The organism is Streptomyces sp. NPDC054813, from assembly GCF_053611365.1.
In genome coordinates, this window is record NZ_JBSHAF010000026.1 from 68,204 (window position 1) to 92,958 (window position 24,755).

The 24,755-nt window shown below is 70.5% G+C and carries 20 protein-coding genes and 1 pseudogene; 9 read left to right on the forward strand and 12 right to left on the reverse strand.

Annotated elements, in window-relative coordinates:
• Positions 1-13: 13 nt before the first annotated feature.
• Together ACWGJB_RS38970 and ACWGJB_RS38975 are read left to right on the forward strand one after the other, a co-directional pair.
• The gene (locus ACWGJB_RS38970) at positions 14-2,824 is read left to right on the forward strand and encodes an SNF2-related protein (RefSeq protein WP_453384776.1); all 2,811 of its coding nucleotides are present in this window, start codon (positions 14-16) and stop codon (positions 2,822-2,824) included.
• Positions 2,821-5,130 (forward strand): SWIM zinc finger family protein, encoded by a 2,310-nt coding sequence (locus ACWGJB_RS38975; protein WP_453384777.1) that lies wholly within the window; start codon positions 2,821-2,823, stop codon positions 5,128-5,130. Before ACWGJB_RS38970 ends, ACWGJB_RS38975 begins: the two co-directional genes overlap by 4 nt.
• Here the strand turns inward: ACWGJB_RS38975 and ACWGJB_RS38980 are convergent.
• Both ACWGJB_RS38980 and ACWGJB_RS38985 read right to left on the reverse strand, forming a co-directional pair.
• On the reverse strand, positions 5,127-5,378 hold the full coding sequence (locus tag ACWGJB_RS38980) for a hypothetical protein (protein WP_453384778.1): 252 nt from the start codon (positions 5,376-5,378) through the stop codon (positions 5,127-5,129). The two genes, ACWGJB_RS38975 and ACWGJB_RS38980, sit on opposite strands and share 4 nt — an antisense overlap.
• Before the next feature lie 177 nt (positions 5,379-5,555).
• Positions 5,556-6,089 carry a TetR/AcrR family transcriptional regulator gene (locus ACWGJB_RS38985; protein WP_453384779.1) on the reverse strand — a complete coding sequence of 178 codons (534 nt, stop codon included), beginning with the start codon at positions 6,087-6,089 and terminating at the stop codon, positions 5,556-5,558.
• 138 nt (positions 6,090-6,227) lie between these two features.
• Here ACWGJB_RS38985 and ACWGJB_RS38990 point away from each other — a divergent pair, with 138 nt between their 5' ends.
• A complete protein-coding gene (locus ACWGJB_RS38990; RefSeq protein ID WP_453384780.1) occupies positions 6,228-6,359 on the forward strand; it encodes a hypothetical protein in 132 nt (43 codons plus the stop codon).
• 384 nt (positions 6,360-6,743) lie between these two features.
• Positions 6,744-6,989, forward strand: a complete 246-nt coding sequence (locus tag ACWGJB_RS38995) for a hypothetical protein (protein WP_453384781.1) — start codon at positions 6,744-6,746, stop codon at positions 6,987-6,989.
• Positions 6,990-7,413: 424 nt separating this feature from the next.
• Here the strand turns inward: ACWGJB_RS38995 and ACWGJB_RS39000 are convergent, their stop codons facing one another.
• Complete coding sequence (locus ACWGJB_RS39000) at positions 7,414-8,376, reverse strand: helix-turn-helix domain-containing protein (protein ID WP_453384782.1); 963 nt, start codon at positions 8,374-8,376, stop codon at positions 7,414-7,416.
• A 550-nt stretch (positions 8,377-8,926) separates the two neighbouring features.
• Here ACWGJB_RS39000 and ACWGJB_RS39005 point away from each other — a divergent pair.
• The 4 genes and pseudogenes from ACWGJB_RS39005 to ACWGJB_RS39020 all read left to right on the forward strand — a co-directional run.
• Complete coding sequence (locus ACWGJB_RS39005) at positions 8,927-9,394, forward strand: ATP-binding protein (RefSeq protein WP_453384783.1); 468 nt, start codon at positions 8,927-8,929, stop codon at positions 9,392-9,394.
• 345 nt (positions 9,395-9,739) lie between these two features.
• A complete protein-coding gene (locus tag ACWGJB_RS39010; protein WP_453384850.1) occupies positions 9,740-10,111 on the forward strand; it encodes a fibronectin type III-like domain-contianing protein in 372 nt (123 codons plus the stop codon).
• Between the two features lie 312 nt (positions 10,112-10,423).
• Entirely contained in the window at positions 10,424-10,561 is a 138-nt protein-coding gene (locus tag ACWGJB_RS39015; RefSeq protein WP_453384784.1) for a hypothetical protein, read from the forward strand.
• A gap of 121 nt (positions 10,562-10,682) precedes the next feature.
• Positions 10,683-10,910 (forward strand): annotated as a pseudogene (locus ACWGJB_RS39020) (STAS domain-containing protein); the annotation flags it as partial.
• 249 nt (positions 10,911-11,159) lie between these two features.
• Here the strand turns inward: ACWGJB_RS39020 and ACWGJB_RS39025 are convergent.
• A complete protein-coding gene (locus ACWGJB_RS39025; protein WP_453384785.1) occupies positions 11,160-12,353 on the reverse strand; it encodes a PP2C family protein-serine/threonine phosphatase in 1,194 nt (397 codons plus the stop codon).
• Positions 12,354-12,985: 632 nt separating this feature from the next.
• Complete coding sequence (locus tag ACWGJB_RS39030) at positions 12,986-13,267, reverse strand: hypothetical protein (protein ID WP_453384855.1); 282 nt, start codon at positions 13,265-13,267, stop codon at positions 12,986-12,988.
• 12 nt (positions 13,268-13,279) lie between these two features.
• On the opposite strand from ACWGJB_RS39030, the gene ACWGJB_RS39035 reads away from it, so the two are divergent.
• On the forward strand, positions 13,280-13,498 hold the full coding sequence (locus ACWGJB_RS39035) for an SAV_6107 family HEPN domain-containing protein (RefSeq protein ID WP_453384851.1): 219 nt from the start codon (positions 13,280-13,282) through the stop codon (positions 13,496-13,498).
• A 387-nt stretch (positions 13,499-13,885) separates the two neighbouring features.
• Here the strand turns inward: ACWGJB_RS39035 and ACWGJB_RS39040 are convergent, their stop codons facing one another.
• The 7 genes from ACWGJB_RS39040 to ACWGJB_RS39070 form a co-directional block, all read right to left on the reverse strand.
• Complete coding sequence (locus ACWGJB_RS39040) at positions 13,886-17,455, reverse strand: GH32 C-terminal domain-containing protein (protein ID WP_453384786.1); 3,570 nt, start codon at positions 17,453-17,455, stop codon at positions 13,886-13,888.
• Positions 17,456-17,536: 81 nt separating this feature from the next.
• Entirely contained in the window at positions 17,537-19,069 is a 1,533-nt protein-coding gene (locus ACWGJB_RS39045; RefSeq protein ID WP_453384787.1) for a glycoside hydrolase family 32 protein, read from the reverse strand.
• Complete coding sequence (locus ACWGJB_RS39050) at positions 19,066-20,109, reverse strand: ATP-binding cassette domain-containing protein (RefSeq protein ID WP_405883817.1); 1,044 nt, start codon at positions 20,107-20,109, stop codon at positions 19,066-19,068. Before ACWGJB_RS39050 ends, ACWGJB_RS39045 begins: the two co-directional genes overlap by 4 nt.
• On the reverse strand, positions 20,106-21,059 hold the full coding sequence (locus tag ACWGJB_RS39055) for an ABC transporter ATP-binding protein (RefSeq protein WP_453384788.1): 954 nt from the start codon (positions 21,057-21,059) through the stop codon (positions 20,106-20,108). The genes ACWGJB_RS39050 and ACWGJB_RS39055 overlap by 4 nt, the downstream gene beginning before the upstream one ends.
• Positions 21,060-21,062: 3 nt before the next feature.
• Positions 21,063-21,983 carry an ABC transporter permease gene (locus ACWGJB_RS39060; RefSeq protein WP_067385377.1) on the reverse strand — a complete coding sequence of 307 codons (921 nt, stop codon included), beginning with the start codon at positions 21,981-21,983 and terminating at the stop codon, positions 21,063-21,065.
• Between the two features lie 14 nt (positions 21,984-21,997).
• Positions 21,998-22,975 (reverse strand): ABC transporter permease, encoded by a 978-nt coding sequence (locus ACWGJB_RS39065; RefSeq protein WP_093595270.1) that lies wholly within the window; start codon positions 22,973-22,975, stop codon positions 21,998-22,000.
• An 82-nt stretch (positions 22,976-23,057) separates the two neighbouring features.
• Entirely contained in the window at positions 23,058-24,737 is a 1,680-nt protein-coding gene (locus ACWGJB_RS39070; protein ID WP_453384789.1) for an ABC transporter substrate-binding protein, read from the reverse strand.
• Between the last annotated feature and the right edge of the window lie 18 nt (positions 24,738-24,755).

Consider the following 24,755-nt stretch of genomic DNA (forward strand, 5'->3'; position numbering starts at 1 on the left):
GGTGGCAGAACGTATGAGCGGCACGGAGACCGAGACCCCTGACGGCGTCCCGCTGCGCCTGGCGGCGGTCTATCTGCCCGCCGACCTCCCGCGCCAGGGCCGCATCGCCTTCTGGGACCCGGACGGCGACCCGCTGCCCGCCGCCACGACCGAGGACCTGACGGTCGTACGACGGCACGGCGCCGGTGTCCGCCGCCGGCAGGTCCCCGCGCTGACCCTGCCACTCGGCGAGGCCCTTCCCCTGCTCGTGCGGGCCCGCCGCGACCCGGCCGCCCACCCCGCCACCGCCTGCTGGGGCGCCGCCGCCCAGCACGCGCTGCGGCTCGCCGCCCGGGGCCGCCTGCTGCCCGGCCTCACACCGGCCGGACACGACGCCTGGCGCGCCGGGCCCCTGGAGCCCGCCGACATCGCCCACCTGCGCGCGGTGGCCGCCGCCCTGCCCGCCGAGGGCCACGCCGTCCCGCTGCCCGGCCCCGGCCCGCTCCGGCTGCCCCAGCCGGAGGCGCTGGTCCGCTCCTTCCTGGACGCGGTCGCCGACACCCTGCCCCGCACCCCGGCCGCGCCGCACACCTCGGGCAGGCCGTTCGCCGCCCGCGAGGCCCAGCGGCTGCCCGACGCCCAGGAGTGGGCCGCGGAGGTCGCCGCCGGCATGGACGCGGGCGTGCGCATCTCGCTGCGCCTCGACCTGTCGGCCTACGACCTGTTCGACGACGACGAGGGAGCACAGCGCGCGGGAGCGGCGATCGTCCAGGTGCACAGCCTGGCCGACCCCACCCTGGTGACCGACGCGGCGGCACTGTGGGCGGGACGGTCCGACGCCGCCTTCGGTCCCCGCGCGCGGGTCGACGCGGCGCTGGCCGTGCGCCGGGCCGCGCGGGTGTGGCCACCACTGGACCGGCTGGCCGCACAGGACGTGCCGGACGTACTCGCCCTCTCCGAGGAGGAGTTGGGTGATCTGCTCGGCGTGGCCGCGACCCGGCTCGCGGCGGCCGGGGTCGCCGTGCACTGGCCCCGGGACCTGGCCCAGGACCTCACCGCGGCCGCCGTGATCCGCTCCGCCCCCGGCTCGGCGACCGACGGAACGGGCTTCTTCGAGGGTGAGGAACTGCTCCAGTTCCGCTGGCAGCTGGCGCTCGGCGGGGACCCGCTCAGCGACGCCGAGATGGACGCGCTGGCCGAGGCCCACCGTCCGGTCGTACGGCTGCGGGACCGCTGGGTGCTCGTCGATCCGGCCCTGGTCCGCAAGGCCCGCAAGCGCGAACTGGGCCTGCTCGACCCGGTCGACGCGCTCTCCGTGGCACTCACCGGCGAGGCCGAGGTGGACGGCGAGACCGTCGAGGCGGTCCCCGTCGGCCTCCTCGCGGCCCTGCGCGACCGCCTCACGGCCGGCGTCCGGCCTGCCGAGCCGCCCGCCGCCCTGCAGGCCACCCTGCGCGACTACCAGCTGCGGGGCCTGGCGTGGCTCGACCTCATGACCTCCCTCGGCCTCGGCGGCTGCCTCGCCGACGACATGGGCCTCGGCAAGACGATCACGGTCATCGCCCTGCACCTCAAGCGGGCCCGCACCGAACCGACCCTGGTGGTCTGTCCCGCCTCGCTGCTCGGCAACTGGCAGCGGGAGATCGCCCGGTTCGCGCCCGGCGTCCCCGTCCGCCGCTTCCACGGTCCCGACCGCACCCTGGACGGCCTGGACGGCGGCTTCGTCCTCACCACCTACGGCACCATGCGCGCCACCGCGGCCAGGCTCGCCGACCAGCGCTGGGGCATGGTCGTCGCCGACGAGGCACAGCACGTCAAGAACCCCTACTCGGCCACCGCCAAGGCGCTGCGCACCATCCCGACCCCCGCGCGCGTGGCCCTCACCGGCACCCCCGTGGAGAACAACCTCTCCGAACTCTGGGCCCTGCTCGACTGGACCACCCCCGGACTCCTCGGCCCGCTGAAGTCCTTCCGTGCCCGGCACGCGCGCGCCGTCGAGAACGGCGAGGACCAGGAGGCGGTGGCCCGGCTCGCCCGACTGGTCCGCCCCTTCCTGTTGCGCCGCAAGAAGTCCGACCCGGGCATCGTCCCCGAGCTGCCGCCCAAGACCGAGACCGACCACCCTGTCCCCCTCACCCGCGAACAGGCCGCGCTGTACGAGGCCGTGGTCCGCGAGTCGATGCTCGCCATCGAGACGGCGGCGCAGGGCATCGCACGCCGGGGCCTGGTGCTCAAGCTCCTCGGCGCCCTGAAGCAGATCTGCGACCACCCCGCGCTCTACCTCAAGGAGGAGACGCGCGCCGACGGTCTGGCCGCCCGCTCCGGCAAACTCACCCTGCTCGACGAACTGTTGGACACGGTCCTCGCCGAGGACGGCTCGGTGCTGGTCTTCACCCAGTACGTCGGCATGGCCCGCATGATCACCGCGCACCTCCAGGCCCGCGCGGTCCCGGTCGACCTCCTGCACGGCGGCACACCGGTACCGGAGCGGGAGCGCATGGTGGACCGCTTCCAGAGCGGCGCGACCCCGGTCCTGGTGCTGTCACTGAAAGCCGCGGGCACCGGCCTCAACCTCACCCGCGCGGGCCATGTCGTCCACTTCGACCGCTGGTGGAATCCGGCGGTGGAGGAGCAGGCCACCGACCGCGCGTACCGCATCGGCCAGACCCAGCCCGTCCAGGTCCACCGCCTGGTCACCGAGGGCACGGTGGAGGACCGCATCGCCGAGATGCTCGAGGCCAAGCGCGCCCTCGCCGACGCGATCCTGGGCTCCGGCGAGTCCGCGCTGACCGAACTGACGGACCGCGAGCTGTCGGACCTGGTGTCGCTGCGGAGGACGTCATGAGCGAGGACGAGCAGCGGCCGGGCGACGCGGCACGGCGGGCGCTGCGGGCGGCACGGGGACGCGGTGCGGAGACCGGGGGAGACGAGTCGGCAGCGGCCGGGGCGCGGCCCGGAGGCGCCGCCGCGCCGGGTACGGACGCCGAGCAGCGGGTATCCAGGGCGTCCGACGCGGCGCGACTGGCGCTGCGGGCGGCCGCCGCCTCGAAGGAGGTGGAGCGGCGGGACGCCGAAGCCGGGGCCGACGCGGGCCGGGCCGACGTGGATGGTGGTGCCGCTGTCCCCGACGCCGGGCCGGTGGACGCCGGCGGCCCGGCCCCCGCTGCCGGACGACCGGGCGCCCGCCCCGGTGACGTCGCGCGCGAGGCGCTGCGTGCGGCCCGCGCGGAGGCCCGGCGCGCCGAGGCGGCAGCGGCGGAAGCCTCGGAAGGAGCGTCGGTTCGCGCGGTACGCCGGCTGCCGTCGCCGACCCCGGCGGAGCCGGGTCGTGGTCGCACCGCCCACGACCTGAGGCAGTTCCTGGCGACCGCGTTCAGGATGCCGAAAGAGGAACCCGAGCCGAACGAGCCGGCACCGGCCGACGCCCCGGCAGACCGAGCGACTTCCACGGCGCACCTCGACGAAGACGGGGCACGACCCACGGCATCGCAACACTCCGAAACGAATCCCACTCCGGCCGCGTCCAGTGCGTCCAGTGCGTCCACTGCGTCGACCGACCGTCCGCAGCCGACGGTCCCGGCGCCTGCCGCCTCCGAGCGTCCGCAGTCCGGCACCCCCGCGTCCGTCACGTCTCCCGACCACTCGGATCCGACGGCTGCCGCGCCCCTCGCGCCCCTCGGCTCCCCGGATCCGCACACACCCGCGTCCACCGCACCTCCCGGCCCCCCGGAACCGCACACCCTCGCACCCACCGCCCCTCCCGGCCCCCCGGAACCGATCTTCTCCTCCGCCTCCGCCACGGTCCCTCGCCCTCCGGATCCGACCGGCTCCGCCCCGACCTCCGGTCACCCGGAGCCGGAGGGCGCCCCCACCGCTCCCCGCCTGCCCCGCACCATGGCCACCCCCCACCGCGACAGCGAGCTTCGGCGGACCTTTCCCTCACTTCCCTCCCGGGTCGGCGCATCCGGGGCGGACTTTGCCGGGACCTGGTGGGGGAACGCCTGGGTGCGGGCGTTGGAAGAGGGGGCATTGGACGTGAAGCGGCTGGTGCGGGGGCGGGGTTATGCCGAGCGGGGGCACGTGGACGCCATCACCGTGACGCCGGGGCTGGTTCTGGCGTATGTGCAGGGGAGCCGGCCGCGGCCGTATCGCGTGCAGGTGCGGTTGCGCACCTTCGGCGCGGACGAGTGGGAGCGGTTCCTGGCGGCCGCCGCCGACCGGCCAGGAGACATCGCCGCGTTGCTCGACAAGGAGCTTCCGCAGACCCTCGCCGAGAGCGGGGTGCCCTTGTTGCCGGGGCCCGGCGAGCTCGAACCCCGTTGCAGCTGCCCGGACTTCGGGCACCCCTGCAAGCACGCGGCCGCCCTCTGCTACCAGACCGCGCGGCTGCTGGACGCCGACCCGTTCGTGCTGCTTCTGCTGCGCGGCCGCGGCGAGCGCGAGGTCCTCGACGCCCTGTCCCGGCGCAACGCCGCCCGCGCGGCCCGCGAGCGGCAGCCGGTGTCCCTGCCCGGCGTCCGTGCCACCGAGGCCCTGGCGCCGCGTCAACTCCCGCCGTTGCCACCCCCGTTGCCGGTGCCGTCACACCCCGAGCAGCCCCCGGTGTACCCGGGCGTGCCCGGCGGGCCCGACGCCCTCACGCTGGATCAGCTCGCCACGGACGCCGCCGCCCGCGCCCACGCCCTGCTCGCCACCGGACGCGACCCGGTCGGCGGACTGACCCTCTGGCAGGACGCGGTACGCCTCGCCGCGGCCCGCCCCGGCTCCGGCCTGACCGCGTCCACCCGCGCCCTCTACGCCTCGCTCGCGGACGCCGTCGGCCGCACCCCGGGCGACCTGGCCCGCGCGGTAGCCGCCTGGCGGCAGGGCGGCCCGGAGGGGCTGGCCGTGCTGGAGGAGCCCTGGGATCCGCCGGCCGGCCGTTTCGACCGGGCCAGACCCCTGCTCCTGGCCGCCGACCTCCCGGCCTTCCGGCCCTGGCGCAACCACCTGACCCACCCCGGCGGCCATGTCCAGCTCCGGCTGGGCCGCGACGGGCTGTGGTACGCCTACGAGTCCGAACCGGGCCACGACGACTGGTGGCCCAGAGGCACCCCCGACCTGGACCCGGTGGGCGCGCTGACGGGACTGGGGACGCCGGACGACCTCTAGAGGCCCAGGGAGCCAGACCCGCGCACGAACGCGACCGCCTCGTCCCGCGTCCTGGGCGCGACCGCCTCGGCCAGCGTGTACGGCTCGCTCTCCGCGGTCGGAGAGGCGCTCGCGTTCGCGCCGCCCGACGCGCTCGCCGCGGCCTTCGGCGTCGTGCCGTCGTCCTTGTCGCTCTGTCCGCCGTCCGTGCACGCCGTGAGCAGCGGTGCCGTCGCCGTCGCGCACAGGACCGGTCCGCGTCCCCTCACGCTCGCCCCCCAGCGGGCTGTCGTACGGCCCCTTCGCCGGCGACCGCACGGCGAACGCTGGCGCCATCCCGTATCAACAGAGCCCGCCGGAACCAGAGTTGAGGCGAACGGCAACCCATTGGCCATCGCTCGGTGACACTGCACGGCGATCACGGGAAGGGGTGCCCCGAGCCCGGGTCAGGACGAACGTGGTAGATACCCGGGTGCCCACCACGCCGGAGCGCACGCCACGGCCGCGTCGACCATGTCGTCCTTGGTGACCGAGGGGTCGTTGAGCCAGGCCTTGATGGCACCGGCGAAACCGTGCGCCATGAACTGGGCGATCACCTGCGGGTTGGCGTCGGGCAGCGCGGAGCGGTCACCGCGTGCCATGAACGCCAGGGCGTACTCGCTGAAGTGGCGCACGAGCGCGTCGTAGACCCCGCTGGCCGCCGGATCGTCGAGGGAGAGCCGGTAGACCGCCCGGAACCGTTCGACGTGGTTGCCCACTTCAGCGGTGGTCAGCCGCAGCAGATCGCCAGCCGGGTGCCCGTGCCGCGCCCTCTTGTCCTCCAGTCGGTGTCCACGGTCCAGGTCGGCGTCGAGGACCTGGATGAGCAGTTCCAGCGGAGTGCTGTAGCGGTTGTAGAAGGTGGCTCGGGTGACCCCGGCGCGGTCGGCCAGTTCGGCGACGCTGATCTGGGAGACCGGCCGCTCCGAAGCGAGTTCCACGATGGCCCGCTCGAAGGCCTGGGTGGTCCGGGTGATGCGCGGGTCGATCCGGCCGCTCAGCGTACTGCCCTCCTGTCGACCGGCGACCGCGTCGCTCCCTGGTTCCGGGTGTACGGTTCGCCGCCCTGTGCTGGGTCCATGCTGGGTCCATCTTGCGGCATCGCCGTCACCACCGGTCCGGTCGTCCGCGACGGCGCGAGCGGCGATGGCGGTCCGTACCCCCTCGGCCTCGTAGTGGTCGCGGCCGGTGTCGCGGAGAACCCGGCGTGAACGCCGCCGGGTTCGGCGGCCGTGCCTGACCCGCACGGGAATGCGAACGCCATAAAGAAGGGATATGTGAAACCGGCCATCGGGAAGCTTCGCGAAGTCGCCACAATGGTCGGTTCTGGCGTCTACGTGGTCCAAGTCGGGAGCGTTTGTCCTGTTCAGGGCCTTGTGGTTCAGGAGCGTCGAGGCTGTTGGTGACACGCGCGTGACAGGTGTGACCGATGTGGCCCCCGTCGGCTTGATCCGGCGGGGGTCTCCGCGTACGGGGACGGGCCCGATTGAGCGGTGGTCGTTCCGGTTGCAGTAGCCACGGCGACACCGACGACGAGGGGGGTACCGAACGACGGGTGCTCGAAGGCGACGTACACAGTGCCGCAACCAGCGAGCATGAGCAGCACCATCCGTTGCGACTGGAATTCCGACAGTAAACCCAACCGGATCATGGATTCTTCTGATCTTGAGGTAGGCCGTCGAGCTTTCCGGTTCACCACCGTGTTCGACGACCACCCCCAAGAAGAGATCACGTGGATCGGCGAGGACGACGTCCAGCAGGTCGCCACCGTGCCCGTGGTCACCTTTGCCCGCACCAGCCCCGGCATCGCCTGGGTGGCTAGCCCGAAGGAGGGGCGATGACCACACCTGCCACCCCCACCCCGCAGCAGCCGTACACCCTCTCGCTCGGTGTGCTTTCGGCGAGGCACTTCTCACGGCTGCCGATAGCATGAAGGCGGCGAGGCCAAATGCCGGGGCAGGTGAGCGGCATGTTCGGGCGCATGCGCACCACCACACCACATGACGACACAAACCGGCTTGTCAGCGGGTCGGGCCAGTGTGTCCACGGATCACATCTGTACCGGGGAGTTCGCCGGCCGAAGGCCGACGCCGTGCCTGCCGGTGCCGCTGCGAACAAGGGAGGCGCCCGATGAGATGCGCAGGAGGTATCACCACCTGGTTCTCCGTGACGGTGACACGGCCTTGACGGGCGTCTTCGGCGAACTGGACCTCTACACGGGCCCCGAACTGTGCAGCGCTCTCACCGATTGCCAGACGAAGCCTGTCAGCGGATCCTCACTCCAGCCACCGGCCCGCCTCCGCAGCGTTCGGATCCTGAGCTGGGCAAATGCTCACCGGAGCTTCGCAAACTGCACTCACGGCGGCTTGCCGCGTCGAAGTATGTCCTGGCGGCGTCGGTGATGAGATCGCGGGTGCTGTCGGGGCTGAGGGCCTGGGCCTGGAGGTGGTCGTACAGCATGCTGTAGTGCTGTACGTCAGATCGCTTCTCCAGGTAGAGGTCGCTGGTGAACCGTTCCAGGTACACCACCCCTGCCTCGGGGCCGTCGGTGAGCTGCAGGATGGAGAAATGTCCTGACAGGCCCGGGTGGGCACCCACGGTGTAGGGGAGCATCTGCACGGTGATGTGCGGCTCGGCGCCGAGCGCGTTCAGATGATCCAGTTGTTCGCGCATGATGTCGGGACTGCCGACGACGCGGCGCAGTACCGATTCGTCCAGGACGACCCACAGGCGCAACGGGCAGGCCGGGGTGTAGATCCGGTGCTGCCGGCGCAGCCGCACCTTGAGGCGCGTGGCGACCTGTTCGACAGTGAGCTGGGGGATCGTTTCCTCGATGACCGCGTGGGCGTAGGCGGGAGTCTGTAGCAGCCCGGGGATCACCATGGGCTCGTAGGTGTGGAGAGAGGCGGCGTCAGTCTCCAGGGCGATATAGACGCTCTGGGGGATGTCGCCGTAGGCATGCCACCAGCCCTGCTGTCCGGATTCCTTGGCCATCTGCATCAGAGCATCGATGACCTGCTGGTCCGTCACCCCGTAGAGCGCACACAGGTCGCGCACGTCGCGCGGGCTGATGGCACGGTTGCCGTTCTCCAGGTGACTGATCTTTGGCTGGGAGACCATGAGCCGCCCGGCCACTTCTGTGCTCTTCAGCCCACTGGCCATGCGGAGCCGGCGGAGTTCGGCGCCCAGACGGCGTCTCCTCACAGTGGGATTAATGTTCGCCGCCACGAGCGGTGTACCTCCGGCTCCAAGTCGTCGTGCTGGACCGCAGGTTGCCATGGGACAAGACTTGTTGATCGTGTGCCGTGCCGTCGTGTCGCGGGGAAGCCGAAACGGAATCTGCCCTTGTAATTTGCCTCACTGAAGGAACCGCCCGGCGTTTCACCGCGAGGGATCGAAAACAGGACTGAGGGGTTATCCCCCCCTTCCAGGAGTGGTTCGTCGTGCCGTCGTCGGTGCGGCAGGTGGTACTCGCCCCTGGTGACGACTTGGAGGGATCGGGGAGACCGGCCCTCCTCCCGCAGTCTCCATGCGATCTCGCTTCACTCTGAGAGTGTTTGCTGGATGGAGAGCCGGCCTGGCCGGTCATCCTTGCGGATGTCGCTCACGTCTCCTCGGCTGCGCCTAGGCTTGCCCACTCAGGGCATGCCCGGACGATCCTGCGCCACCGCCGCGGCGGTATGCGCCCAGGCAGCCCTGCCGGACAACACCTCCGGTGACATGCATGACGCTGCCGCGGGTACTTGCCCACGTCAGCGGGGGAGTGAGGGCGAGATACGTGGGATCCCATGCCGACGGTGTCGGCTCCACCGGAGATCAGTACCTGATGCGAGCCGGCTACGCCTTGGACGGAGGCGACGGCTGCATAGCCGACGCCCGCCACCACGCTGTCGCCTTCCTCGACCAGGCCCACGCCGATCACCGCCTGCCCGTGCCCGCTCGCGCAAGAGACCTCACGCAGCTGGTGGTCAGTGAGCTGGTCACCAACGCCCTCAAATACGCCCCCGGCCCCGTCCTGGTGGAACTGCGCATCACCGCCCACACTGTGGACGTCGTCGTGTGGGGCAGCGGCCCCACCGTGCCCGCTGCCCGGGCCGCCGATCCCGACAGGATCGGACAGCACGGCCTGGAGATCGTCAAAGCCGTCGCCCAGGACCTCTTCACCGAACAGGAGCCGGTCGGCAAACGCATCACGGCCCGCCTCGCCCTGTCCGACACGGCCAGCAGCGACACCGTCCGCTGCTGAGCGGAAGAGTCCTGCCGACCACTGGATCGTTGGGCAAGATCGACCGCTTCGACCCAAGCGCGTCTTTTGGAGATCGAGCGGCAAGTTCCCGAGCCGCGGCCCCAGACCGGCACCCGCTGGGACAAGGCTGACGTGGTGCGTGAAACGCCGCGGATGACGGGTACGCCCGGCTCCATCCCTGAGGTGTTGGGTCGCCCGGCTCGCGCCACGTCTGTGGGGCGGGTCAGCGGCGCGAGTGCGTGCGGGCGAGGAGCAGGGCGCGGTCGTCGGGGTATTCGGCGCCGGGCTGGTGGTTGAGGAACAGTTCGCACAGGAGCCATGTGTGCCGTGGTCGAGCAGGGCCGGATGGGCCTGTCGGGCCTCTTCGGCCAGGTCGGGACGCGGGCCGGGGCGGCCGTGCCCCAGGTCTACGTCGGCCGTGCTTGCCAGGACGGCGCAGACTTCGTCCCGCGTCTCGCCGCGTTCGACCGGGTGCACCTCGAAGCCGGCCAGAGCCGCTCGGTCGAACTGCGCCTAGAACCCCGCGTCCTCGCCCGATGGGACGAAATCGAGGGCGCGTTCAGCATCGCGGGCGCGGCGACTACGAGGTCTGCATCGGGGCGCATGCCCTCGACGAGGACGGCCCGACCCGGACCATCAAGCTCGCACCCTCACTCCTGCACTGACACCCGCCAAGCGAGGCGCCCGTGGCCGACGCACGCCCGCGAGGAATCGTGAGCGGCATCGGTCGTGATCGGCTACACCACGACTGAGGACGTGACCCGTATTGACCAATAGTTGTCTGACCTGCATAGGCGCGACAGAGTGCGTCTGGCGATGGCCGATAGGCGCCAAGGAAGCGGCCCCGAGAGAAAACGGCCCTGAGGGGCTACTCGGCCCTCTGGTGAAGTGCCCCTACTCAGTTGAACGGGCGGTGGCGTCGGTAGCTGACCGCAGATTGTCAGCTCGTCCGAATACGCAAAGGAAGGCGGCGTTGATCCTCAGTCCATGGCGCCCATCGGGGAAGTCGCTCCTGCCCAGGGGACCGGCGTGGGGAAGCTCACTGACCTGCTGACGAAGACGGCCCGGCTCGACCTCTTCCAGGCGCCCGGCGTGGAGGAGTACGAAAGGGTCGGTCAGACGCTCACGTTCAGTCTCGGTGACGGGAACGTCGAGCACCCGCTCTAGGAGAACCTCGCCCGAGAGGCCCAGGTCACGCGCCCGTCCGCGCCGAGGACAGGGGCTCCGTCGTCTCACGAAGCCCCTATAGCGGGGGCCTGCACAAAGGCGGACCACATCGTGCCACGAGATGTCCGGGGACAGCACGCCGCCGCCCCGGATCGTGGCAGACCTCGGCGGCGTGACCTCCATGGACTCCAGCGGGATCAACGTCTTCGTGGCCGCCCACCGGCGCGTGAGCGACGCTCAGGGATGGCTGCGCATCGCGGGAGCTCAGGGGTCCGTCATGCGTCTGCTGCAACTGGTCGGCATCGACGAGCTCATCCCCTGCCACCCCACCGTCGAGCAGGCCCTGAACGGCGATGGTGGAATCGTCACGTCTTGCGTCGGGCGAGGGCCGCTGCGCGCGGGAGGTCGTCTGGCTCTTCGCCGGCTGTGGGACAGCGAAGAGCCCGAGTGGCTGTTTCCCCAACCCCCTGCCGCCGAGTCGCCCTCCCGTCCCAGCTCACACTCGCTTCGTACGGCCAACGGCCGCGTTCAAGACGCTCTCCGGGGTACGTCACCTGGCGCCGCTCTCAGTAGGGACTCAGGAGCAGGCCGTTGCGGCTCATCGCTGCGGGTCGGGTCTGGTCTCGGCTGGCCGGCTGCGATTGCCGTGCCAGTCCAGTATCAGGACCGTAGCGTCGTCCTTGAGGCTGCCGTGGCAGGCGTCGAGCACCGCGGCGGTCAGGGTCCGGACGGCTTCTCGCGGGTGCAGCGCCCGGGTGTCGTGAACGACCGAGGCCAGGTCGACGGCCGCGGCACCGCGCTCCTGCATTCCGTCGGTGAGCAGGACCAGGCGGTCCCCGGGACGCAGGTGCAGTTCCTGTAGGAGGTAGGTGGTGGGTTCCGCCACCCCGAAGGGCAGGTTGACGGCGAGTTTCACCTCTTCGACGGCGTTGTCACGCAGCAGCAGCGGCCGGGGGTGGCCGGCGTTGACCAGTTCGCACAAACCCGTTTCGAGGTCGACGCACAGCAACTGCCCGGTGGCCAGGCCGCGGCTGTGACTCAGCAGGGTCTCGTGAGCGTGGCGGGCCTGCTTGAGGGCGTCACAGCCGCTGCGACGTGCCCGCCGCAGCGCGCCGACCAGCAAGGTGGCCAGCAGAGCGGAGTTGGTGTCGTGGCCCATGGCATCGGTGATGGACAGGTGCAGGGTGTCGCGGTCGAGGGTGTAGTCGTAGGTGTCGCCGCCGATATCGTCGGCCGGGACCAGCCCGGCGGCGAGGGTGAACTGGGCCGCCTCGCAGCAGGGGGCCGAGGGAAGCAGCTGGTGCTGGATCTCCGCGGCCAGGCTGGTCCTGGTGGTGCGCCGGCCCAGGTGGTACAGATCGGTGAAGCGGCGGTCCGTGACGATGATGTAGGCCAGTGCGTGGGCCGCGTCGCGGACCTGTCGGAGCACGGTGTCGTCGGCGGACTGCAGGGTCACCTCCAGGACGCCGATGCAGTCGCCGCGGTTGGTGACCGGCGTGATGACGCGCCGCCCGCCCTGTCCGTCCGGTTCCACATGCTGGCGCTGGCTCTGCAGAACGCTGTCGTAGACGCTGCCCTGCAAGGCGATCGGCTCGCCAGGGTCGGCGGCCTCATCGCCGGCCGCGGCGAGGCGTACCAGCCGCTGGCCGATGAGGTCGACGAACAGGAAGGACGCGTGCTCGGCACCGAAACGCTTTTGCAGGTCGTGTGCCACGACGTCGACGGACTCACCGGGCGGGGCCGCTTCCGCAGCGGCCAGCAATTCGCCCAGTTCCAGATCTCCACCCTTCACAGCAACCTCCTGTCGGTTGCCGCACCTTCTTCCCCGAGTCTGCGCAGCATCACCTGATCTGCCCATTTCTCCTGGTCAGGGCAGCGGGCCAGATCGGTACGAGCAGGTCCCGGGTCCGTCAGGCGGCGCCCGTGGGCAGTCGTGCGGCCAGTGCGTCGGCGGCCCTGGATACAGAGGAAACAGCATGTCGACTGCATGGCGAGCGATCCGGGAACGGGCCGATGCGCTGTACGGGGTCGCGTACCAGGCCGCGCTCTTCCGGTATCTACCAGAGCAGTCGCGGTTGCACCTGGCCCTTCGGACGAGGCCGCTTGTATGCCACCGTCCCGCAATGGTGCCCGCCGGCGGAACCTGCGGTGAGTGCCCGCGTCGCATGTCCGGCTCGCACGGGTCCTGGAGGTTCCCCGCGCGATAACCTCGGGCGGATCGCGCGGCCTTACGCCACCACTGGTGAGGGCGCCGTGTGCAACATTCGTGTTGGCTTCGGGGGTGTGATGGCGTCGGGCAATGGTCGACGATCTGCGGTCAAAGAGGGTGCTGTTTCGGATGGCCATGGCGGCACCGTTATCCGTTTCACCTATGGGAAGGACGTCAATGACGTCGCTGGGACCTCTACGGCAGTCGCACAGTGCCTAGCGGAAATTCGCCTCCACCTCGCGGCTGGTGCGGACGCCCAGACCGTTGAGGCTGTGGCGCTCGTATACCGCGCGTTCGACGAGATCGCCGATGCGGAACGAACGGTTGGAACGGTCGCACACCAGCTGGATGACGCTTTGGCAGCCACCAGCGTCCCAGAGGCGCTGATATCTCGCCTTCGAGAGTTGATGGATCTCGCTGCGAGAGCCCGCAGGCGTCAGGGGACCGTTCCTCGTCCTGCGCTGGAGCTGCTGGCCCAGGCAGAGGCTGAACTGCAAGAGGCATCTGCGATGGAGTCTGCGAATGGTCGTTTCGCCACGGCTCATCTGGCAGCACTACGCACCGCCGCCGCCGTGCTTGCTGCCCGAGGGCGGCCGCCGGAAGGCGCGAGCGATGGACGCCGCAGGCGGATCCGCAGCGCATGGGACGAGGTGCCCGTACACGTCGACCGTAGTTTTGATCAGCCGCGTCGACCCCGCGCCCCCGCGGGGATGCTCGGCGGATGGTGATGGTGATCGCTCCTGCGGGGCCGTCGACCCCACGCGCTCAGGACGACTACGAGCGCCGATCAAGGAGGGTAAGTCCCGTCGCGAAATCGTCCCTTGCCTCAAACGCTACGCGGCCCGGGCGGTCTTCCACCTGGTCAAACAGCTACAGCCAGGACCCCGCTCATAGGGGCTGTGATACGGCGAAGCCCCGCCGGGAACCATCCTGACGGGACCTCTGTGCGGAGCCGTGAGACCACGAGGCCGCGCCGGAGCGCTCCGGCGCGGCGTCGCAGTGAGATCGGCTGCGCTGGCGCGCACGATGCGAAGGGCTCCTGAGCGCCTACGACCAGCCGCCCGAGCGTGATGAACCGGACGAGGAGTAACTCTCCTGGCTAGGTATTCCGGCGGTCACAGCTCCTTCGCGTAGGTGTCCTGGTACGCCGCCCTCCCTCCGAACACGTTGAGGCCGATGTGTCCGCTCGTGTACGTCGTGTCCGTCACATCGACGATCCGCTCACCGTTGAGGAACACCTGGATGCGGTCGCCCTCGGTGAGGATGCGGACGGGGTAGGTCGTGCCGCGGCGGAGCAGGGCCGGGACGCGGGCGAGGGCGGCGCCGTCGTCGAAGAAGCCGTTGGCCTTGGCGACCAGGCGGATCACGCGTAGGTCGGGGTCGAAGTTGAGGCAGTAGGCATCGGTGCCGTCGGAGGAGGCGCGCCAGAGGAGGGAGAGGGCGCCGCCTGTGTCCGGGTCGGAGCCGCCGAGCCGGACCAGGGTGGTGAGGTCGAAGTCCGCCGCCATACGGGACGAGATCGCGTTGGAGTCCTTGTCGAAGCTTCCGGCGCGGCCCGCGCTGTCCGTCGACCAGCGGCCGGCGGGGGTGATCGTCAACTTGCCGAGGTCCGAGCGGAATTCACCGCCGGTCGGGGCGGCCACCAGCGGCTTCACCCGATCCACCAGGCGGAAGGTGCTGTCCAGCTTGTGCACCTTGAGCGAGTCGATGTGCGCGGTGCCGCCCTTGGCGTAGAAGGCCATGCCGCTGGCGTCCGGCGTGGGGAAGATCAGGCTGGTCACGGCGGCCCGGCCGTCCGCGCCGAATGCCTCGACCGAGGACGAGTCGACGTACACGTGCAGGGTCACGCGGCCGTCGGTCGTCTTCATCGGCGCGGTCGTGCGGCCCGCGAAGTACTGCGTGAAGTCGCTCAGACCCGATGCCGAGCGGTCCACGAACAGTTCCTGCGCCTCGGCGTCGAATCCGACTGTCGTGTGCTCGTCGTCGTCGGTCCGGAGCTGGAAGCCGATCTCCGTGGCGGTGCCGAGGGTGATCTCGGCCTCGATCTCGTAGGCGATGCCAGTGACGCCCGCGAGCGGGTTCGCGGAGTCGGGGCCGACGGCGAGGTCCTTGCGAGTTGTGGTGGACGTGCGCAGCGTGACCAGCTCCGGGACCGGGCGTTGCGCCAGGCGTACGCCGTCGGCGGTGTCCGTGAGGGTCAGTTCGCGGGGGGTGCTCAGCCGGCCGTTCCAGCCGCCGGTCGGGGCGCTGAACGGGTAGTCCCAGTTGCTCATCCAGCCGAGCCAGACGCGGCGGTCGTCGGGCAGACCGTAGAAGGACATGGCGGCGTAGTAGTCACGGCCGGAGTCGGCGCGCAGGACCGTGCCGGCCTTCTGGTCGGGAGTGAAACCGGTGCCGTTCCACTCACCCGTGAAGTACTGGGCGGCCGAGCCGTTCGTGGCGCGTACGGCACCGGTGCTCAGCGTGAGGACCCACTTCACCTTGTCCTTGTCGCCGTCGACCGGCAGCGGGAAGAAGTCGGGGCACTCCCAGACGCCGGGCGTGGCCCAGTCGCCGTAGCCGAAGGAGCTGACCTGGGTCCAGGTGAGGAGGTCGGCGGAGGTGAAGAAGCGGATGTGGTCGCCGCCGGAGACGACCATCAGCCACTGGTCGTGAGCCTCGTCGTGGATGACTTTCGGGTCGCGGAAGGTCCAGCCGGCGTCGGGGCCTCCCGGGTTCTGCACGGCCGGATTTGAGCCGCCGTGCCACTGCCACGAGCGGCCCTTGTCCTTGCTGTAGGCGATGCGCACGCTGGCGTTTCCGCCCGGCTTGTCCGGGTGGTAGCTGGTGTAGTACGCGATCAGGCCCGAGCCGCCGTCGAAGAGGCCGGAGGTGTCGTCGGCGTCGACGATCGCCGAGCCCGACCAGCAGTTGCCGTAGGCGTTCCAGGGCAGAGCGATCGGCAGGGCCTGCCAGTGGACGAGGTCGGTGCTGACCGCGTGCGCCCAGCGGCCCTGGTCCTGGTGGAAGAGGTGGTATTCGCCGTCGTAGTAGACCAGGCCGTTGGGGTCGCTGGTGGAGCCGGTGAGCTGGGAGTAGTGGTATGTGGGGCGGTACGGCTCGGTGAAGTAGTCGGCGGTGCTGCGGACCTCGACGTTCTGGAAGTACGACGCCCTGTGCGCGGCCGTGGTGCCGAAGGTGGCGCCCGTGGTGCGGGACACGCGGGTTTTCAGCGCCCGTACACCGTCCACGTACACCTCGATCGTCCTGCCCGTCGCGCGGGCCTCGACGCGGTACGTGCCGCCGGACGCGATGCGCCGGACCGGGCCGGAGGCGGAGGCGAGGCGGGCGCCGGAGGAGCGGTCCAGCAGGACGACGGCATTGCGGCCGGCTTCCAGGCGGGCTTCGTAGCCGCCGGAGCCGTTCGCGGACGCGCGCAGGACGAGGCCGGCCGAGGAGGAGGGGCCGCCGGGTGTGATGTCGGCTCTCGCCACCAGGTCGCCGTCGGTGAAGGGGGCCGTGCGCAGGCCGTTCTCGCCGCGGATGCCGCGCAGGTCGGGGGTCCAGGTGCCGGAGCGGGCCGTCCAGCCCTGGAGGCCGGTGGCGAGATCGGCCCCGGCGATGTTCTCGAAGGACACCGCTCCGGCCGATGCCGTGACGGCGAGTCGGCCTTTGGTGTGGGTGGAGTCCTGGGCGGTGATGACGGGGCTGTAGCCGTCGGGAGAGAGGAAGTTGGTCTGCCAGTGCACGCGCAGTTCGTCGTGTTCGGCTTCGACGCGCAGGCGGTAGACCGTGTCGGCCTTGATGGTGGTCGCGTAGGTGCCGAGCGTGACGTTGCCGTCGATGCGGTAGAGCCGCAGCCTGCCCTGGTCCGCGTCGACTTGGACGCCGTAGCCGTGCGTGGCCGTGGCGTCGGTGCGCACCAGCAGTGAGGCGATGGCGGAGGCGTCGTGCAGGAGCAGGTCGGCCTGGAGCGCGGTGTCGTAGGTCCTGGTCGTGGTGATGGCGCGGGCGGTAGATTTCTGGGTTGGGGCCGCGCGCCAGCCCAGCGGACTCGCCGTCCAGGTGCCGCCGCTCGTGGTCCAGCCGGTGAGGTTGGTGGTGACTGAGGAGAGGGAGGGCGGGCCGAAGGTGACCGTGCCGCCCTGGGCGAGCAGGCCCACCGAGCCGGTGTCGTGGCGGTGGTCCTCGGTGTGGAGGAGCCGCTTGCCGTCGACATGCACCGTCAGCTCGGATCCGTCGACTGCCACTTCGAGGTCATAGGGTCTTGCGGTCCGCGCGCCCGGCAGCGGCGCGGTGGCGAGTGTGTCGCCGCCGGCCAGGTCGTAGAGCCGTATGCGGGCGCGGCCGGGGTCGAGGGCGACCGCGTATCCGGTCGAGCCGTCCAGGGCTGCCCGGAACACCAACGCGCCTACGGCGGAGGAGGATTGGGCCGTGACGCGGGCCGCGTACGTGCCCTTGGCCGCGAGTTGCTGCTCGGACAGGGAGAGGGCGGGCCCGCGACGGCCGGCGGTCGCCTTCTGGCCGCCGTCGGAGGTGCGGGTCCAGGTGCCGGTGACGGGGATGGGGTCGGGAATCGGGGTGGCGGCGGGCGTTGCTCCGGCGGCGCTCGGGGCGGCCTGTGCTGCGGGGAGGATGCCTCCGAGAGGCAGCAGGGTGGCGGCGGTTCCTCCGGCGAGCAGGAGGGTACGGCGGGACACGCTCATGGCAGCTCCTGAGGAGAGCAGGGGAGGGTGGGCCACGGCCCGGGGGGACGTCCCCCCGGGCCGTAGCCGGCTGTAAGACCGTCACGGCCAGAGCGGCCGGGGTCCGTCGGTGAAGGCCGACGCCATCTGCCAGGCGTCGAACCGCTCCAGGGTCACGTCGCCGTCGGCACCGATGCCGACGCCGACGGCTTCGTCGGGGCGGGTGGGGTAGACGCGGGCGGTCAGGGGCCGCCCGTTCGCGAAGATCTCCAGTGCGGAGTGGTCGACGAGGACGCGCAGGTCCACCCGGCCGTCGGTGCCCAACGGCAGGTCGCCGTACCTGGGTTCGGTGTCGACGGTCGGGTCGAGGCTGCTGTTCTCGCGGTGCAGACGGAGGGTGCCGTTTGTTCCGTCGTGGGCCCTGCTCACCTCCACGACCGTGCGTTCCGCGCCGTCCGGTGTTTCGCGGACCACGAGCCGGGCGGTGGCTCCGGGGGCGAGGCGCAGGGTCGTCTCGATGTCCACCTGGTCTCCGCGCACGGCGTGCAGCGGGGTGTACGCGTCCGTCAGCGGGCCCGGCGCCCCCTCCACGCGTTCCCGCCGCAGCTCGGTCAGCTCCGGCGCCGGGGCCTGATGCAGGCCGCCGTCCGTGGCGAGCGTGACGACCCTCGGCAGGGACATCACGCCGCACCACCCGGCCTGCGCGTTCGCCTCGTCCGTCCGGCCCTCCTGGAGCCAGCCGAACATGATGCGGCGGCCGTGCTCGTCACGGGTGGACTGGGGGGCGTAGAAGTAGCGGCCGCCGTAGTCGAGGCGGTGGAGGGCGGTCGTGGTGAAGGTGTCGCCCTCGTAGCGGCCGGTCCAGTACAGGGGGTGGTGGGTGGTGCCCTCGTCCCAGGCGGAGAAGACCAGCACGTCGGTACTGCCGGCCTCCTCGTCCTCGCCGAGCCGGAAGAGGTCGACGCACTCCCACATCGTGCCGGTCCAGTCGAGCTCGCCCAGGTTCTGCGAGGCGTCGCCGGTCAGCAGGGGGCCGACGTAGCGCCAGCTGCGCAGGTCGTCGGATTCGTACAGGAAGGCCGTTCCGCCGACGCCCCGGATGCCCGAGCCCACCAGCTGGCGCCACACCTGGCCCTCCCGCCAGACGCAGTGGTCGCGGAAGGCCGTGATGTCGACGCCCTCGGGCGGAGCGGTGATGACCGGGTTGGCCTGGTCTTTGGTCCAGTACCGCAGGTCGGCCGATCCCCTGGCCACGCAGGGGAGTTCGTGGTCTCCGTGCCTGCCCGAGTAGACGAGCGTAGGCACTCCCCCGTCGTTCACCAGGACACCGGACCAACAGCCATCGCGGTCCGGGCCGTCCGAGCCTGGCACCAGGGCGACTGGCTCATCGGCCCAGTGCACGAGGTCGGTACTGGTCGCGTGGCCCCAGTGGATGCGGTGGTGGGCGGCGGCGAGCGGGTTGTACTGGTAGAAGAGGTGGTAGACGCCGTTCCAGTGACTCAGCCCGTTGGGGTCGTTGAGCCAGCCGCCGGGCGAGGTGAAGTGGAAGCAGGGGCGGTGGGGGTCGCGCAGGGCGCGCTCGGCCAGCCCCTCGGCGGTGGGACTGCCGGCGGGGAGGGTGAGGTCGTGGGTCATGCGGCGGTGGTCTCCGCTTTCTCGGTGTCGTCGGTGGCCTCGCCGTCCGGCCGGTCGGTGGCCTTCAGGACGCGGCGGGCGATGTCGGAGGCGGGTGCGCGCAGATGGCAGCGCACCCAGTGGGGCTGTCCGTCGTCTTCACCGACGATGTGGCGGACGGGCTCGGTGCGGCTGCACGCGCCGTCGTCGCCGTAGGGGCAGGACGTGGGGTTGAGGATCGCCTCGCGGAGCCTCGCGCGCTCGACGGGGTCGTAGCTGCCGGCCCGTTCGGGGTCGGGTACGGCGGACAGCAGTAGACGGGTGTAGGGGTGGGCGGGGGCGTCCATGACCGCCAACGCGTCTCCGCCCTCGACGAGTTCGCCGGCGAACATGACCATCGTGGTGTCCGCGAGGTAGCGGGCGGAGCCCAGGTCGTGCGTGATGTAGAGCATGGCGATGTCCCGCTCGTCGCGCAGGCGCCGCATCAGGTTGAGCACGCCGACACGCACGGAGACGTCCAGCATCGACGTCGGTTCGTCGGCCAGGATGAGGCGCGGGTCCACCGCCAACGCGCGAGCGATGGAGACGCGCTGACGCTGGCCGCCGGAGAGTTCGTGCGGGTAGGACTGGAGCATGTCCTCGGTCAGGCCGACCGTTTTTATCAGCTCGCGCAGCGCCTCTGGTGTGGCGGAGTGGCCGTGCAGGACGAGGGCCCGGGTGAGGAAGTGCTCGATGCGGTGGACGGGGTTGAGTGAGCCGAAGGGGTCCTGGAAGACCATCTGGACCTTGCGGCGGTACGCCCGTGATGCCCGGCGCGGCTCGGTGCGCAGGATGTCCTGGCCGTCGAGCAGTACCTGTCCGGCGGAGGGCTGTTCGAGGCGGGCGAGGCAGCGGGCGATGGTGGACTTGCCGCTGCCGGACTCGCCGACCAGGGCGGTGATCCGGCCGGCCGGCAGGTCGAAGGACACGTCGTTGACGGCACGGACGCGGCGCCGGGAGAAGACGGTGCCGACCTGGAAGTCCTTGGTCAGACCGCGTACGGACAGCAGGGGCTGGGTCATCGCGGGGCTCCCTGGGCACTCTGGGCCACCCACCGGCCGGGGGCGATCTCGCGCAGGTCGGGGATGTTCATGGAGCAGTCCGAGCGGTCCTCGGGACAGCGGACGTGGAAGCCGCAGCTGTCGGCGGTGCGCGGGGCGTCGAAGAGGCCGGTGAGCTCTTGGCGCGGGCCTGTCAGCGGCGGGAAGGCGTTCATCAGCGCTTCGGTGTAGGGGTGGAGCGGCCCCGCGAACAGGTCCTTGGCGTCGGCGAGTTCGACGATCCGTCCGCCGTACATCACGCCCATGCGGTCCGACAGCTCGATCATCAGGGACATGTCGTGGGTGATGAACAGGATGGAGAAGCCCAGCTCCCGCTGGAGGTCGCGGATCTGCGCCATGATCTCCTGCTGCACGACCACGTCGAGCGCGGTGGTCGGCTCGTCCATGATCAGCAGCCGGGGGTGGAGTGCGACGGCCATGGCGATGACCACGCGCTGGCGCATGCCGCCGGAGAGCTGGTGCGGGTACGCCTTCAGCCTTCCCGGGTCGATGCCGACCAGCTGAAGCAGCTCGCCGGCCCGCTCCCGCGCGAGCCGCTTCTTCAACTTCTCGTGGGTGGTGAAGATGTCGACGATCTGCTCGCCGATGGTCAGGACGGGGTTGAGGGAGTTCATCGCCGACTGGAAGACCATGGCGATCTCCTGCCACCGGAAGGCGCGCAGCTCCCGTGGGTCCAGGGCGAGGACGTCCCTGCCCTGGAAGCGGATGCTGCCGGCGGTGATCTCCGCCGGGGGCTTCAGCAGCCGCATCACGGCGTTGGCGATGGTCGATTTGCCGCAGCCGGACTCCCCGGCGAGGCCGAAGATCTCTCCGGCGCCGATGGAGAAGGAGACGTCGTCGGTGCCCACGACGGTGCGTCCGTCGCTGCGGTATTCGACGCGCAGGCCGCTCACCTCAAGTACGGGTTCCATGGCTCAGCCCCTCCTCTCACGTCGGGCACGGCGGTTGCGCAGCCTCGGGTTGGTGATCTCGTCGACCGCGTAGTTGACCAGCGCGAGCGCGAAGGCGACGAGCGCGATGCACAGTCCGGAGGGGACGAAGGCCCACCACGTGCCGGTCATCAGCGCGCCGTCGTTGCTGGCCCAGTACAGGTTGGTGCCCCAGCTGACGACGCTGCTGTCGCCGAGGCCGAGGAACTCCAGGCCGGCCTGGGCGCCAATGCCGAAGATCACGCAGCCGAGCAGCGTGGTCATCACCACGGACGCCATGTTGGGCAGGATCTCGAGGAACATGATCCGCAGCGGGCGCTCCCCGGTGACGACGGCCGCGGCCACGAAGTCCTTGCCCCGGATCGACTTGGCCTGCGCCCGCAGGACCCGGGCCGAGCCCGCCCAGCCGGTGACGACGAGCACCAGGATCACGGTGGAGGTCCCGGGCGGCAGGAACGCGGCCAGGATGATGAGCAGCGGCAGGCCAGGCAGCAGCAGGAAGACGTTGGTGACCAGGGTCAGCGCGTCGTCCACGATGCGGCCGAAGTACGCGGCGGCGAGGCCGACGACGATGGCGACGCCCGTCGCCACGAGCCCCACGGTGAACCCGACGAAGAGCGAACTGCGCGCACCCCACAGGGTGAGGGCGAGCACGTCCTGACCCTTGGCGGTCGTACCGAGCCAGTGTGCGGCCGAGGGGGCCTGACTGCCCGTGGAGTTGATGAGCGACGGGTCGCCCGGTGCGAGGACGGGTGCGAGCAGGGCCAGCAGCGCGAAGACGGCGAGCAGGATCAGACCGGTCAACGCCTTCTTGCTGTCGATGAGCTGGCGCACCAGTCCGCGTCGGCGGGAGGTGCGTGCGGGGGTGGTCGGCGTGGTGGCCGTCGCGATCTCGATGGCGGTCATGTCGGCAGCCCCCTTCAGCGGACGCGGACGCGCGGGTCGAGGCGGACGTAGACGAGGTCGACGAGGAAGTTCGCGATCAGCACCGCCGCCGTGATCGTCAGGAAGATGCCCTGCATCAGCGGGTAGTCCAGGCCCTGGACGGCCATCAGCAGCTGGTAGCCGATGCCGGGGTAGGCGAACACGACCTCGGTGAGCAGCGCGCCGCCGACGACGAAGCCGAGCGCCATGCCGAAGTTGGTGACGGAGGGGAGCAGCGCGTTGCGGGCGGCGTAGCGGAACATGATCCGCGAGGGGCTGAGCCCCTTCGCCTCGGCCATGGTGATGTAGTCCTCGGCCGCAGTGGCGATCATGGTGTTGCGCATGCCGAGCATCCAGCCGCCGATGGAGACCAGCACGATGGTCAGCGCGGGCAGCACCAGGTGGGTGGCGACGTTGGAGAGGAATTCGCCGTTGAAGCCGGGGGTCAGTCCGACGTCGTAGGCGTGCCGCATGGGGAACCAGCCGAGGCTCACCCCGAACAGGTACAGCGCGCCCATGGCCAGCCAGAAGTAGGGGAACGAGCCGACGAAGATCAGCAGGGGCGGGAAGGCGGAGTCGAGGACGCCGCCGCGCCGCCAGGCGGCGACGATGCCGAGCAGGTTGCCGAGCACGGCCGCGATGACGAGCGCGACGCCACCGAGGAGCAGGGTCCAGCCGATCTGCGAGCCGATCACGTCGGTGACCGGGGTGGGGAAGCGGGTGATGGAGATGCCGAGGTCGCCGGTGAAGACGCTCTTGATGTAGCTGAGGTACTGCTCCCACAGGGGGCGGTGGTCGAGGCCGAAGAGTTTCCGCAACTGGGCTATCTGGTCGGGCTGCATCGTGCCCTGGGCCTGCGCGAACATCCGGGAGACCGGGTCGCCCGGCATGAAGCGCGGGAGCACGAAGTTCAGGGTGAGGGAGGCCCAGAAGGCGAGCAGATAGAACCCCAGGTTGCGCAGGATGAGACGCACGGGTCGTGCTCCTGTCGTAGGGGGTGCGGGGGTGCGGTGGGGAGCGGCCGTCCGGGGAGGAGGACGGCCGCCGATCCGTGCGTCAGCTCTTGACGGGCTTCAGCGAGGTGAGCACGAGGATCGTGCTGCCGTTGCGGTTGCCGAGGGTGGCGTACGGGTTCTCTTCGGTGGGCCAGCCGGTGAAGCGGGCGTCCGTGTACGCGCCCCACTCGGGGCCGGTGAACAGCGGGACGACGGGCGCGTCCTTGTTGTACAGCTCCTGCAGGCCGTTCGTCTGCTCGCGCTGCGTCTTCTCGTCCGTGGCGGCGGCGAAGGCGTCGATGAGCTTGTCGGCCTTCTTGTCGCCGAAGCGGTGGTAGTTCTCCGTGGCCTGCTTGCCGACCGGCTGCACCATCTTGGTCGACATCACGCCGCGGTAGTACTCGTACGGGGTGGCGCCGTTGTTGCTCCACACGATGCCGGTGTCGAAGGTGCCGGTGTTGTACGAGGACGAGACCGCCGACCAGTCGGGCGTCTTCACGGTGGCGGTGATGCCGACCTTCGCCAGGTCCTGCTTGATGATGTTGGCGACGGAGATCCAGTCGGAGGAGGCGGAGCCGACGGAGATGTCGAGGGTGAAGTTCTTGCCGTTCTTCAGCTTCCGCTTGCCGCCGCTCTCCTTGTAGCCGGCCGCGTCGAGGGCCTTGGCTGCCGCGTCGGTGTCGTACTTCGTCCAGGTGCAGGAGGCGGCCAGCGACGTGTCACGCCACTTGTCGTAGGTGTGGGCCAGGCCCGTGCAGTCGGCGGGTTCGGCGTAGCCGTTCATCGCGACCTTGGTGATCTGGTCGCGGTCGACGGCCATGCTGAGCGCCTTGCGCGCGGCCGGGTCGTTGAACGGCGCCTTGGTGGTGTTCAGCTGCCAGTTGATCATGGCGCCGGTGGCCGGGAACCAGTAGTGGTTGTGCTTCTTGTCCTTGGCGACGAAGGACTTCTCGATGTCCGGGATGAACGACTGCGTCCAGTCCACCTCGCCGTTGGTGAAGGCGATGTTGGCGCTGTCGTTGCCGGAGAAGGCGAGCATCTGGATGCCGGCGATCTGCTGCTTGTCCGGCTGCCAGTAGTCGGGGTTCTTGCGCAGCTCGTAGGACTGGCTCTGGAACTTCTCGATCTTGGTGTACGGGCCGGTGCCGACCGGGTTCGGGTTGGTGAACCTCGCCGGGTCCTTCACCTTGGACCAGATGTGCTTCGGCAGGATGTAGTGGCCGCTGATCTCGTAGAAGGCGGTCGAGAACGCCTTGTTGAAGGAGAACTTCACCGTGTGGGCGTCGACCGCGGTGACCGTGTCGAGGTAGTCGAAGCCGCCCAGCACCTTCTTCTGGAGCTCGAAGGTGTAGACGACGTCGTCGGCGGTGAGCGGCTTGCCGTCCGACCACTTGACGCCGTCGCGCAACGTGAAGGTGAGGGACTTGCCATCCTTGGCCTGCTCCCACTTGGTGGCCAGCCACGGCGTGTCCTTGGCATCCGCCATGCTGTGCACCGCCAGCGGCTCGTAGACCGCCTGCAGGGTCATAGGGGCGGCCTGCGGGGAGAGCGGGTTGAAGTTGCGCGTGAACGTCGCCAGGTCCTCGCGCGGGATGGTGAGCAGCTGGTTGCCGGAGGTGTCACCGGCGCCGGCGGCGCCCGAGCCACCCGTACAGGCGGACAGGACCAGGGCTGCGGCGGCGGTCGCGGTGACCGCTCTCAGGGCGGGCCGAAGCCGCCGCGGGGCGATGGAGGGTGCCATAATGGAGACTCTTTTCCT